The organism is Candidatus Poriferisocius sp. (assembly GCF_965208475.1).
Taxonomy (GTDB): Bacteria; Actinomycetota; Acidimicrobiia; order Acidimicrobiales; family Bin134; genus Poriferisocius.
In genome coordinates this window covers 928,362-943,032 of the sequence record NZ_OZ242338.1, presented here as the reverse complement: position 1 = coordinate 943,032, position 14,671 = coordinate 928,362, and the positions used below count along the sequence as shown (strand labels likewise).

Here is a 14,671-nt window from a genome sequence, read left to right as displayed (position 1 = left end):
GTTTTGAGACCAGCCCGGAGCGTTATCCGGTGGCGGTTATGTGGACGGGTTGGTGGGTGATGGGTGGGGGTACGAATCGGGCTGCTCTGATCCAGCCGTGTTCGGGGTGCTCGATGAGGATTTGGCGGTAGACGAGCGGGTCGCGGGGGGTGGGGTGGGCTTGGGTGCGGTGCCAGATCTGTGCGGAGCCGGCTTGGGCGGCGGCGCAGGCGACTTCGACGGTGACGGTCTGGGGCTGGTCCCAGTCGTCGCTGTAGAACCACACGCGCAGGCTGTTGGTCCAGTTGTCGTCGACGGTGGCGGCGTTGTGGGGGGCGTTGAAGTTGAAGGCGCTGTGGCCGAGGTCGTCGGTGATGGCCTTGATCTGTTTGCGGGTGAGGTCGGCGCGGTCGAAGATGTCTACGTGTACGGTGCGCCCGGGCTCGGGCTGCTTGTTGAGCCGCACTGTGTAGGCCGCCTCTGTGGTGGCGGTGTCGTCGCCGGCGCAGTCGGGGTGCGTGGTGGCGGCGAGATCGTCGTTGTCGAACACCGCCCGGTAGCGCATCACGATCTCGGGGTCCGGAGAGGTGTCGCGGGCGATCACCACGCGCTCGGCGCGGCCGACGCGCACTCCTGAGGACACGCTGGCAATGCGCACCGCGAACATCTTGTCCCCGTCGGGAACCTGATCGTCCAGAACCCGCAGTGTCCCGCCCGTCCAGAGGCTGCCCGCAGCGATCACCAGCTCCCACTGGCTGTCGGCGGCGATCCACTTGGCCGGCCAGGGGTCGCCCAGATCGCCGGGCTGGGTGGGATACTGGCCCCACCCGGCCACCTCGAAGCGCACCACCGTCGGCACTGTCCGCTTCTCAGACAGCGTGAACAGCACCGAGAGGATGCCGCCCTCCACGATCCGGTCCTGGTTGGCGTGGGCCGACAGGTCCAGCACCGGCCCGGTGGCCGCGCTGTCACTTATATAGAGCGTCTGGGCGTGCTCGTCGCCTATCTGGCCCTGCGCGCCCTCCACGCCCGACACCGAGGCCACCGCGAACGGCACCGCCCGCACCCCGCCCGCGGAGCCGTCCACCGATCCCGCCGCCGCGGTCACCGTCACCGCCGCCTCCCTGGGCGCCGAGGGCCCCGTGAACGTCAACCGCGCCGCCGACGTATCGTAGGAAACCCCCGCAGGCGACCCGGCCAGAGCGAACGCCCACACCCCGGCGTCCACGTTGGTGCGGTCCAGATCCACATTCAGCGTCTCACCCGCCCCCAGCGACCGGCTCAGCTTCAGCCGCACCGACCCCGAATCGGCGCTGTCGCCCTCAACCAACGCCGAGTCCACAACATCGAACACCACGCTTATCGGCGCCACTTGCGGCGGGTCGTCGTTGTCGTTCACCCACACCGACGCCTGCGACGCGTCGGAGTCCACCTCGTAGCCGACACCGTCCACCAACGCCGCCAGCACCGCACCCCGCCCCTCGTCCACGCTGTCGTCAACCGTGGCCATGCTCAGTGTCGCCGTCCCCGACACTCCTACCGTCACCTTGTGCTGTCCTTCGCCTACGTCCAAGAAACTGCCATGCTGCGCCACGCTCACCGTCACCACCACCGGTGCCGTCGGCAAAGGCGACGCGGTCAGCGTGAACACCGCCGCCTCGCCCTCTTCCACCCCAGGCGCCCCGGCCACACTCACCATCGGCACCTCGCCACCCGGCACCACCGGGGGATCGTCGTCATCGACAATCGTCACCGCCACAGACGCCGGAACACCGGCCACAAACCCCGCGGGCAGGGCCCCCAACTCCACCACCAACACCTCAGAGGCGCCCTCATCGATGCTGTCGTCGGTCGCCGCCAGCGTCGCCGACCCCGACATCGACCCCGCCGCCACCGTCACCGAACCGGCCAGCGTGTAATCGGCCGCCACCGCCGTCGAGCCCAGCGCCCGACGCTGCACCGGCACCACCGCCCCACCCGGAGGCGCCGCCGCCGACAAAGAAACCGAAAGCGTCACCGACGCGCCCTCGGCCACCGACGACGAGCTCACCCCCAACGACACCACCGTCGAGTCGTCATCAGCCACTGTCACCACCACCGACCCGGCGTCGGCGAGCGAATAGTTGGTGTCGGTCGACGTAGCCGCATGGGAGATCACCACCGATTGCGGCACAACCTGATCTACGGCGTCGTCCACACCGAACACCGTCACCGTCTGCGCACTGTTCCAGTTCGACGTCGAGAACGTCAAAGTGGCCGACGCGCCCGCTGCCCCGCCCCCCACGCTCACCGTCGCCGCTCCAGGTGTGTCCGACGTGGCCGTCACCATCACCGGATGCGTCGGCTGCGAATCCAACACCACCGAATAAGTATCAGAGTTCCCAGGGCCCGCCGCCTCGGTCACCGCCGTCGAACCGCCCGACGGCGTGATCGTTACACCAGAGGAGTCATCGTCGGTCACCGTCACGTCTACGTCTTCAATGTTCCGCGAGCTGCCGTAGTTGGGGTCGGTGGACGACGCCGCGTGGGTGATCGTCACCGTGCGGGTGGCGGCCTGGTCGATGTTGTCATCGTCTCCGTACACCTTCACCGTCTGGGCACTGTTCCAATTCGACGTCGAGAACGTCAGCGTCTCCACCCGGGTGCCCGTCGAGCCCAGGTCGGGGCCGTCCACCAGCACCCCGGCCCCCGCGGTCACCGTCACCGTCACCTCATGGGTCGGCTGAGAGTCCAAAACCACCGTGTAAGTATCGGAGTTCGGGCCCCCTGCCGCCTCGGTCACCGCCGTCGAGCCGCTCGTCTCTGAGATCGACACCCCCGCGGAGTCGTTGTCGGTGATCGTGATGGTCTGATGCGACGTGGCGCCCGCCACATAGCCAGACGGCAAGGTCCCCAGCTCGATAATCAGCGTCTCCGAGACGCCCTCGTCGATGTCGTCGTCGGTCGCGGCCAGCGTCGCCATTCCCGACGACGACCCCGCCGCCACCGTCACAGACGCGGCCAGCGTGTAATCCGCGGCCTCAGCCGTCGAGCCCGCAGCCCGGCGCTGCACCGGCACCACCACGCCCCCCGTCGGCGCCGCCGACGACAAAGACACCGACACCGACACCGACCCGCCCTCGGCCACCGACGACGAGCTCACCCCCAACGACACCACTGTCGCGTCGTCATCCACCACCGTCACGTCCACCGACCCCGCATCCGCGATCACATAATCGGTGTCGGTAGACGTCGCCGCATGGGAGATCACCACCATCTGCGACGCCCCCTGATCCGCCGAGTCGTCCACCCCGTGTACCGTCACCGTCTGGGGGCTGTCCCAATTCGACGTCGAGAACGTCAACGACGCCGCCGCCCCCGCCGACCCGCCCCCTGTGCTCACCGCCGCCGCCGCCGGCGTGCCCGACGTGGCCGTCACCACCACCGAATGCGTCGGCTGCGAATCCAGCACCACCGTGTAACTATCAGTGCGGCCCCCCGCCGCCTCAGTCACCGACGTCGAATCATTCGTCTCAGAAATCGACACCCCCGCGGAGTCGTTGTCGGTGATGGTCAGCGTCTGGTGCGCTGTGGCGCCCGCCACATAGCCCGTAGGCAGAGTGCCCAGCTCGATCACCAGCACCTCAGAGGCGCCCTCGTCAATGTCGTCATCGTCCGCCATAAGCGTCGCCGAACCCGACGACGACCCCGCCGCCACCGACACCGACGCGGCCAGCGTGTAATCGGCCGTCCCAGCCGTAGAGCCCGTCGCCCGGCGCTGCACCGGCACCGACACGCCCCCCGTCGGCGCCGCCGACGACAAAGACACCGTCACCGACACCGACGCGCCCTCGGCCACCGACGACGAGCTCACCCCCAACGACACCTCCGTCGCGTCGTCATCCACCACCGTCACCGACACCGACACCACATCGGCGATCACATAGTTGGTATCTGTCGAAGTCGCCGCGTGGGAGATCACCACCATGCGCGACGCCCCCTGATCGGCGGAGTCGTCCACCCCGTGTACCGTCACCGTCTGGGGGCTGTCCCAATTCGACGTCGAGAACGTCAACGTCGCCGACGCCCCCGCCGTACCGCCCGGCCCGCTCACCGTCGCCGCGCCCGGCGTGTCCGACGTGGCCGCCACCATCACCGGATGCGTCGGCTGGGTGTCCAACACCACCGTGTAGGTATCAGTGCGGCCCCCCGCCGCCTCAGTCACCGACGTCGAATCATTCGTCTCAGAAATCGACACCCCCGCGGAGTCGTTGTCGGTGATCGTGATGGTCTGATGCGACGTGGCGCCCGCCACATAGCCCGTCGGCAGAGTGCCCAGTTCGATCACCAGCGTCTCAGAGGCGCCCTCGTCGATGCTGTCGTCGGTCGCGGCCAGCGTCGCCATTCCCGACGACGACCCCGCCGCCACCGTCACAGACGCGGCCAGCGTGTAATCCGCGGCCTCAGCCGTCGAGCCCGCAGCCCGGCGCTGCACCGGCACCACCACGCCCCCCGTCGGCGCCGCCGACGACAAAGACACCGACACCGACACCGACGCGCCCTCGGCCACCGACGACGAGCTCACCCCCAACGACACCACCGTCGCGTCGTCATCCACCACCGTCACGTCCACCGACCCCGCATCCGCGATCACATAATCGGTGTCGGTAGACGTCGCCGCATGGGAGATCACCACCATCTGCGACGCCCCCTGATCCGCCGAGTCGTCCACCCCGTGTACCGTCACCGTCTGGGGGCTGTCCCAATTCGACGTCGAGAACGTCAACGACGCCGCCGCCCCCGCCGACCCGCCCCCTGTGCTCACCGCCGCCGCCGCCGGCGTGCCCGACGTGGCCGTCACCACCACCGAATGCGTCGGCTGGGTGTCCAACACAACCGAATAAGTATCAGTACGGCCCCCCGCCGCCTCAGTCACCGACGTCGAATCATTCGTCTCAGAAATCGACACCCCCGCGGAGTTGCTGTCGGTGATGGTCAGCGTTGCGCTGCTGGCGTCAGGATCGGCCGACGCGCCTCCGCCGATGTTGGTGGCCAATCCGTTCGCGTCCAGACCGCCGAGCGAGACTGCCACCGACTCGTCAGCGGTATCGTCATCGCTGCGAGACGAAGCGGTGAATGCCAGCACCGCGGTGCGGGCCCCGGTGCCGGAGAACACCAGCGTCGGAGAGGCGGTGGTTGCCCCGCTAAGCGTGACGCCGGTGCCCGACTTCTTCGAGATCGTGAACGCCGCCGTGCTGCCCGACAGCGTCGCTCCCGTGGTCGAGCTCAGCACCAGCGGCACCTCCAAGACCTCGCCGGCGACCAGCGCCCGGCCCAGCTGAACCGTCACGTCGGCGGCGCTCGTTGTGTCGCCCTCGGTGATGGTGCCGCCGCCGCTCAGCGACACCGATGTCGGGTCGTCGTCTTCGACGATGCCGGTCAGGGTGTTCTCCGTGGTCGAGACCGACACGCCGACCACCGGCGACGGCAGCGAGACGGCGACGGTAAAGCGCTTGTCGGGCTCGTCGATTTCGTCTTCAGTTGCAAAGAAGAAGTCGGGGGCCAACACTCGGACCTCCGCAGATGCCAAGCCCGGGCCGATGTCGAGATCGACGCAAGACCGGCCGGTTTGGCCGGGCACAGCAGTCCCAGATTCGAAGGCGTAATCGGTGCCGAACACGGCGGTCCCGTCGGTGGCGCAGATTCGAACGCCGACGGGGCCTGAACCCGAAGACAGCACCGCAGTGAACAATGCTCCGCCCCGGACGAAAAAGGGGGCGAAACTGGGGGGGCGCCGCTCCTCGATAACGGTGTCGGCAGACTTCAGCAACAGCGTTCGATCTGCTGAGCCGCCGTGGCGATCCACGACGGTGATGAGTGCGGTTCCCCGCGCTTCGACGCCGCCGTCGAGACCGGTGGCCGTCACCGTGCCCAGCGAGACGGTGACCACATCGTTGGCCGCATCCGCATCGGGCAGCGCGAGCAGCCTCACCACGGCCAACTGCGGATTTGTTCCACTGCCGCCGCTGAAGGTGACCACGGTGCCCGACAGCGACACCCCAGCAAGCGGGGAGTCGCGCAGGGAGAGCACGAAATCGGATGCGGTGCCGTCGCCGCCGAACTCCAACGGCACCGTCACCTGCTCGCCGGCCGCAAGAGCCCTGCCGAGGTAGACCGATATCTCTCCGAGCTGGCTGGCGGTGTACTGCGCGGGCACGACGGGGACGCCGTCGTCACCGGTCACCCGTAGGCCTTCTGTGGCAGTGGCCTGTATGGCGTTCAGGATCACCGTCGTCGGATCGGCGTCGGTGATCGTCAGCGACGCGGTGCCCGCGCTGGGATGGGGGCGGACTCCCCGATAATCACTGCCCAGGCCCACGGTGAACACCTCGTCGGCTTCATCGACGCCGTCAGCGATAACCTCCAGCGTCGCCGTGGCCATGAGCTGCCCGGAGGCGACCTCTATCTGTGCCGGCAGGCCGACATCGGACCGGCCGGCGGTTGAGCTGCCGGCCACCCGGGCCAGCGGGATCGTCACCGCAGCCGGTGGCGAGATCGCCGCTGACAGCGTTGCAGTCAGAGTGAGGCTGTCGCCTTCGGTGGCCGTGCCGCCACCCGATATCGACAGCGAGACGGTTGGCAGCGACTCGTGGTCGTCCACCGTCACCGTCACCGACGGACCCGACACCACCGTCCCGTACCCCGCAACCGTGTGGGTCACCGTCACCGACTCATCGGAGGCGTCAGCGTCGTTCACTGGCGAAACCGACACCGTCTGCTTCTCGCTCCAATTCGTCGAATCGAACTCCAGCGCAGCACCCACCGACACCGCGCCGACATCGCCTGACGCCGGCGTCACCGTCACCTCACCACCGGGATCGCTACGCAGCCAGACCTCATAGGAACCAGCCGAGCCGCCCTCGGTCACCTCCACCGACACCGGCGACACCGACACGCCTGCCTCGTCGTCGTCGGCAACGGTCACCTCAACGCTGTCTACGGCCAGCGTTCTGCGATAGTTCATGTCCGTCGACGCCGCCGCATGGGTGATCGTCACGGTGCGCGGCATTGCCTGATCGACGTCATCGTCCACGCCGGACACCGTCACCGTCTGAGGCGTGTTCCACGCCGACGGCGCGAACGTCAGCACCGCCGACGCGCCCGGCGTGCCTCCCACCGCGTTCACTTTCACCGCCGCAGGCGTAGCGGAGGTGACCCTGACGGTCACCGGATGAGCCGGACGCGAATCCAGCACCACCGTGTAGGTATCAGTGTTGTCAGCGCCCAACGCCTCGCTCACCGTCGTCGAGTCGTCCGACTCGGCAATCGACACACCGGCGGTGTCGTCATCCACCACCGTCACGTCCACCGACCCCGCATCCGCGATCACATAATCCGGGTCCGTCGACGCCGCCGCATGACCGATCTTCGCCAAGCGCGACGGCACTTGACCGTCCCCGTCGTTCACACCGGCCAACGTCTGATCGACGTCATCGGACACGCCCGTCACCGTCACCGTCTGAGGCATGTTCCACATCGTCGGCGCGAACGTCAGCGTCGCCGACGCGCCCGGCGTGCCGCCCGCCGCGTTCACCGTCGCGGCGCCCGGCGTCGCGGAGGTGACCGTGACGGTCACCGGATGGGTCGGACGCGAGTCCAGCACCACCGTGTAGGTGTCGGTGTTGTCGTCGCCCGACGCCTCGCTCACCGTTGTCGAGTCGTCCGACTCCGTAACCGTCACGCCGGCGGTGTCGTCATCGACCACGGTAACCGTCACCGACGGACCCGACACCACCGCCCCGTAGCCCGCGACCGTGTGGGTTACCGTCACCGACTCATCGGCGTCATCTGCGTCAGACACCGGCGTCACCGTCACCGACTGCTTCTCGCTCCAATTCGTCGAATCGAACGTCAGCGCAGCACCCACCGACACCGCACCGGCATCTCCCGACGCCGGCGTCACCGTCACCTCACCACCGGGGTCCGCACTCAGCCAGACCTCATATGAACCAGCCGAGCCGCCCTCGGTCACCTCCACCGACACCGGCGACACCGACATGCCCGCAGGTGCGTCGTCGTCGACCACCGTCACCACGGCGGCCGGAGCAGTCCGGTCGGCCACGGCGCCGCCGCCGACGTTGGTCGCGAGGCCGGCTGCGTCGAGATTTCCCACGACCACCGCAAACTGCTCGCTCGCAGCATCAGCGTCGGTGTCGCCCGACGCGGTGGCGGTCCAGCGCAGCGTGGCGGTTGCGGCACCGGCATCGGCGAATATCAGCCTCGGGGCCGCCGTGGCGCCGTCGCGCAGCACCACCCCGGTGCCGGTCGCCGCCAAAGAGAACATGCGCGAGGCGCCGCTGAGCACGGCGCCACTGCCCTCTGCGAGCAGCAGGGGCACTTCGACGGTCTCGCCCGCGACCAGCGGCCGGCCAAGCTGCACCGTCACGTCGGCCGATGAGGAGGTGTCTCCCTCGACAATGGAACCGCCGCCGCTCAGGCTCACCACTGTCGGGTCGTCGTCGACCACGAGGGCGTCGATTTCGGTGATGCCCGTCGAGACGTTTGCCGGAAGGCTCGGTACGGTCATGGTCACTGTCAGCGTCCTGTTCGGCGCGTCGACGTTGTCGTCGCTATTGCTGCCGAGCAAGGTCACAGGAGCGAACGCACGGCCCGCCCCGACCTGTGCGCTTACGCAGCCGTTCATGTCGACCGGTAGCTGCCCGAAGCCATCGTGCAGCATGAAGTGGACGCCGCGCTCAGCAGTGCCGTTGACCGCGCAGACGTTTGCCGTCAACGGTCCTTGACGCGTCGAGAGCACCACATCGAACTGGGCCCAGTCATGTCCCGCGGTGCTGGGGCCCTCGGTCACCGTCACGTCGGCAGAGCGAAGGCTCACGATGGCGGCAGCGTCGTTGGCAGCGTCGTAGTCGACCGTCGACCGCAGGCCTCGTCCGAGGGCGCGGGCCCCGCCGGCCAATCCCGTGGTGGTGGGCTCGCCGAGCATTATCTCCGCGATGTCGTTGATCGTGTCGTCATCGGCAGCCGCGGCCAGAATCACCGTCGCGGTCTGATCGCCGCCCGCGGTGAAGTTCAGCGTGCTGCCCGTCAGGGTGATGCCTGAGGCTGTTCCCCCCAGGAATGCCGGCGCCCAGACCGAGGCGTCGCTACCCGCAACGACCAGAGGCACCGACACTGTCTCGCCGGCGGCAAGTGCCCGACCCAGCTTGACGAACACACTCCGGTCGTGGGTTGGTGTATGTCCCGGGATGTTCCTTATCTCCACATTTTCGGCTCTTTCCACTTCCAGATATATCGGCGTCGGCGTCGCATCGATCACGGTCACGGCCGCGTGGGGCACCGATGCCGCCACACCGCGCGCCTGGTGTACCGGGTCGAGTTGGACGCGGGCGGCCTCGTTGGATTCGTCGTGGCGGTCGGGCCGCGCGTACAGCACCGCCGAACCCCAACGCGCGCCGGGCGCGATCACCACTTCTGAAGCCCACAGATCCGACTCCGCAGCGGCGTAGCCGCCCGCAACGGTCAGCGGCAGGCGGACCGGGGTAGTGCCGGGCAGCGGACGGTCGAGCAGCACAGCCACCGCTGCTGTGGCGCCCTCGTGGATCTCGCCGGCCGAGATCACCACCTGGGCCGAAGGCTGCCCGCTGGTGGGGCCGTCGTCGTCCACCACGAACAGGCGGGCCGCGACCACCTCCGCTCCGCTGAGGACGCCGGTGACGTTCAGCGTCTCGGGGGATTCGGCCACGTTGTTATCGGTTGGCGTCAGCGTGAAGGTGGCGCTGCCCGAACGGGCCCGGGCCGGTATGACCACATTGAAGTCGGACACCGACGACACGCCCACGACACCCTGGGCGCCCGATGCGGCCACCGACACGGACACCGTCTGCGCGGCTGCGAAGCGGGTGGCACCGAGCACAGTAGCAATCACGGTGACCGTCGCGGTGCCACCGCCTTCGGATATCACCGCCGGCGCGACGCTGAGCGCTACCGCAGTCGGCGGCGCGTCGTCGTCGATGATGCTCACCGTAACCTGCGCAATGCTGCCGAGGTCGTACGCCGCGGCGTCGTCCAAGCGCACCACCACCGTCTCGGTGTTCTCGTCGAGGACATCGTCGAGGACGGTCACCTCCACCACCGCCGTTTGCTTGCCCGCGGGCACTCTCACCGTGCCCGGCAAAGCTGCATAGTCCGACCCCGCAGTCGCCGTGCCCGAAACCGTGTAGCCGACGTCGACGTTGCTTTCGGCCAACGCCGACAGCACCACTGTGATCCTCGCAGTGCGCTCGCCTCCGGCTTCACTCGCCAGATGCGCGGATGAGGCCACGGTCGCCAGCGGCGTGGTGTCGTTGTCTTGGATTGTGGTGGTGGCTGTGGCTGTGGGTTGGGGGTGGGGGGTGTAGCCGCCGTGGGTGGGGGTTGGAATGGAGGCGGTGAATTGGGAGTGAGGTTCTGCGGTGTTGTCGTTCTGGGTGTCGACGAGGAACTCGGCAGACATCTCGCCCTGGGCGATGGTGACGGTGTGGGTGGTTTCGTCGGTGGCGGCGATGTGGTCGCCGGCGCCGGTTTCTGCCACCTGGACCGAGACCAGCATGTCGTAGGCGGGGGCTGTGCTGGCGGTGATGGTGAAGGTGGCGGGGTCGCCTTCGGTGGTGATGGGGTTGGCGGCAGCGATGGTGATGGTTGGCGGGTCGCTCACCCTGATACTGAGGATTTGGGAGTTCACGACGCCTGAGACGCCGACGGCGCGTTGGGCGTCGACGAAGTCGGTGAGCTGGGCGACGAAGAAGGTTTCGGTCAGTTCGGGGCTTTCGTCGTCGATGATGGTTACGGTGACGGTTTTGTCGGTTTCTGAGGGTCCGAAGGTGATGGTCTGTTCGGCGCCTTCGAAGTCTTCGCCGGAGATCGCTGTGTTGGATCTGGTGAACCAGGTGACCGAGGCCGGGACTAGGGTCGTTCCGGTTTTGCGCAGCGTGACGGTGTGGGTGCCGGCGTCCTCTTCTGCTGAGAAGTTGGACGGGCCGAGGACGCCTATGGAGGGTTGGTCGGCTGCGTCGGTGATGGTGCCGACGGCGGTGGGGCGGGTGGCGCTGAGGGCGGGCGGGTCGGTGCCGGTGGGCGTTCCGAGGATGACGGTTAGGTAGTGGTCGGCTTCGTATACGTCGTCTTGGGTGGTGGCCACGGTGATGGTGCCGGTGCGGTTGCCGGTGGCGATGGTGACGTTGCCGGCGGTGTTGTTGTAGTCGGCCGAGGTTCCGTCGGCTGAGCCGGTGGCGACGCTGTGGGCCGGGTCGGTGGAAACGCCGCGGCCGTCGGTGAGGGTGTAGGGGACGGTGACTGGGGAGGCGGCGTCGGCGGGGAGGGTGACGGTGAACGATATGTTGCCGCCCTCGGAGGCCGACGCTGGGTCGATGGTTACGCCTGCCTCGACGGTGAACGCGCTGGACAGCGCGTACAGCGGCTTTTTGGGCTGGGTGGCGGTGGATCCGTCGGGCAGGGCGCCGCGCTCGCCGATGCACGCAGGGTCGGTGGTTGATGTGCCGGCGGCGGTGGCAGCGCCCAGCGGTGTGGACGAGTTGTTGTTGAGGTGGCCGACGGCGACCCATTCCTCCCCGGCGACGAGCCTGTTTGGGCGGCCTGGGGCGGTGCAGGTGGGGGCGGCGGTGCCGTTTTGGGCGCTGCCGGTCCAGTAGCCGGTTGTGCTGGCGGTGGCGGCTCTGCCGTCGGCGTATTTGGGGTTGGTCTCGTCGTCCCAGGTGCCGTCGGTGAAATCGGAACCCGACCCGACGGTGGTGTCGGCCACTTTCGCCCCGTTAACCCAGTACACCGCGGCGTTCACGTCGTTGTAGTCCGACGACGACGAGGTGACCGCCGCGCCGAACCGGGCATGGCCCGCCGCGCCGTCGAGGGGAACGGTCTCGCCGGCGCCTTTGGCGCTGATGACCGCTTTGAACTCCGCGGCGTACGGCGCCAGCGCCGCCACGCCGCCGTGGCGCAGCGTGTTGCCGGTGATCTCGTCGCGCGCGAACTGGTCGTAGAACGCCGCGTCCGGGCGGTCGGCCGCGGTGGTGGCGGAGGTCACGTAGATGAGGCGGAACTTGTCGCCCGGCCCCACCCCGTCCGGCAAAAGCGGCCAATCGGCGCCCACGACCGGGTCGTCGTCGTCTGTGATGCGGAACATCCGGTACGCCGCCCCGACCGCGCGCGGCTGCCACTCCATGAGCCCGCCGCCCAGATTCGAGGTGTCCCCGCCCGCCAACTGGGCCAAAAGCGCCTCATGGGGGTCCGATTCGAGGTTCAGCGGGTAGATGCTGAACAACAAGTCGTCGTCGGCGGTCTCACCGTCGTCGAACCCGCCGCGGGCCGCGAGGCGCACCGTCGCGGTCTGAGCGCCGGCGCCGGCGAAGGTGACCACCCGATAGCCGGTGCCCGGCGGGGTGCGCGCATCCACATGCTCGAACGACACGCCGACACCCGACGCCGCCATCGTCACATCGTTGAACCGCGGCGGCCACGCCACGTTCGCCGACGTGCGCGGCTCGCGGCCCGAAAGCTGGGCCACCCGCGACCCGTTCTCCAGCGCCTCCACCACCAAAGGCACCCGCACGAACTCGCCCGCGACGAGCTCGCGGCCCAAAGAGACCATCAACACATCAGCGCGCGACGCGTCGCCCTCCACCATCACCTCAGACGGCGCCGGGATCCACCCCGTGCCCAACGGCGCCTCCTCCAGCGTCCCGCCGCCTGACAGCGTGATGGTGGTCGCGTCGTCGTCGACGACCCTCACCACCACATCGCGGTCCGACGCGGTGCTATACGACGTGCCCCCGTTGTTGGACACCGCGTGGGCCACCGTCACTTGGCGGTTTGCGGTGTCGGTTGTGTCGTTGACGCCTTGCACCGTGATCTGCTGGGGGGTCGACCAGTCCGCGGCGGTGAAGCTCAACGACGCCCCGGCGGTAACCGTCAGCGCGGAGGTGTTGCCGCTCGACACCGCCACGGTCACCGTCTCCCCGGCCTCCGGCGCCGCCGCCAGACTCACCTCATAGCTGAGCTCGCCGCCGTTCTCGGCCACCTCGGCCCCGTCTGTTGCGGCGATGCGCAGCCCCGGGCTGGTGTCCCACAACCGCACCCGATACTCCGCTGCGAGCGTGTCGTGGTGCGGGCACCGAATCCCCGAGCACGCCCCCCCGGCCAGATCGCCGGCCCGCAGGAACCTGGGCCCCGCCTCGTTCGACCGGTGAGCCACCAAGAACAGCACCGACTCGCTCACCTCGTCGGCATCGGCCAGAGCGCCCACAACCAAAGCCGCCTCCCGCGCGGAGGGCCCTGTGAACGTCACCTCGCCGAACCCGCTGGCCGCCGCCGCATACGACACCCCCTGCGGCGAACCCGACAGCGCCAAAGAGAAATCGGCGCCCAGCACGCCGCCGATCGGCTGCACCGGCACCGTCAACGACTCCCCGGCCACCAACGCCCGCCCCAGCCTGAGCCTGAACCCCGCCGTGTCCGACGAATCCCCCTCCGTCGCCGACGCATCAGGCGTCGCCAGCGCCAGCACCTCCACCGACGTCGGGTCGTCGTCGGTGACCGTGAACGCCACATCGGGCACCGAAATGCCCGTGTACGGCGTCGTCGGCGAACCCGCGGCCTTGTCGATGAACGCAGCGTTGTACTCCAACACCGTCCAGGTCACCGTCCCCGACAACGACCCGCCCGCCGTGTCCACTGTGTTGTCGCGCGCCGAGATCTCCAAGACCACCGACGCCGGATACGTGTCTGTGGTGGTGAACACCGCCCCCTCGCTCGCCACCCACGCCACCGGGAACATCTCCGTGCCGCCCCCCGCCACCGCCACCGGCGCCTGCTGCGCCACATCGCCCACAACCACGATGTCGGCGGTCGGCGCCGACGCCACCGTGATCGTCACGCTGTCGCGGGTGTCGAGGCCGTCGCCGCTCACCGACCGCTCCAACATCGAAGTCGAACCCCCCGACACCCCCACCGACACACCCGTCCCCGACAACACCACATCCGCCGCCCGCTCGCGGATCGTCACCGTCCAATCCCCCAACACCGCACCCGAACCGCAATTGAACGCCGAGCACAACCGCACCCCGAACGTCTCATCAGGATCCGCCACCCCGTCATCAACCGCCTCCACCCTGAACCCCACCGACCCCGAACCCCCACTGCGCCCGAACAACGGCCCCACCCGACCCGACTGCCCCGGCGAGACCACATAATCCGCACGCGCCTCGAACACCACATCACCCGCGCTCGCCGTATAGCCCTCCAACGCCTTGAACTGCACGAAATACCGCGAATAACCCCGCGGAACACCCGCAATCACAAAACGACGCGACTCGCCCTCTGTGATCTCATCACGCAACAACGTCGGCGCCGACACCACCTGCGCCTCAGCCGCACCCGACACCCCAACCAACAACGACCCGACCAGACCCACCACCACAACCAACCGCACCAACAACGAACCCACGACCCTCACATTCCAACGAGTCCACAACAACCCCGGCACCAACCCGACTACCCACCCTGATCCGGCTCGCGCGCTGCTCCCATCAAATCGATTGTATGAGCGACAGCGCTGGCCCACGGTGCTTTCAGCCGACAATCTGATTGGATCTCTAAACCGGCCCAATACTCCCTCTTGGCACAACGGAAGGAGCGCTGCCCG

General features: G+C 68.4%; 1 protein-coding gene. It reads right to left on the bottom strand.

The window, feature by feature from the left end; all coding sequences use genetic code 11:
• Positions 1 to 22 precede the first annotated feature (22 nt).
• Positions 23 to 14,473 (bottom strand): Calx-beta domain-containing protein, encoded by a 14,451-nt coding sequence (locus ACOGXA_RS04340; protein ID WP_419926057.1) that lies wholly within the window; start codon positions 14,471 to 14,473, stop codon positions 23 to 25.
• Between the last annotated feature and the right edge of the window lie 198 nt (positions 14,474 to 14,671).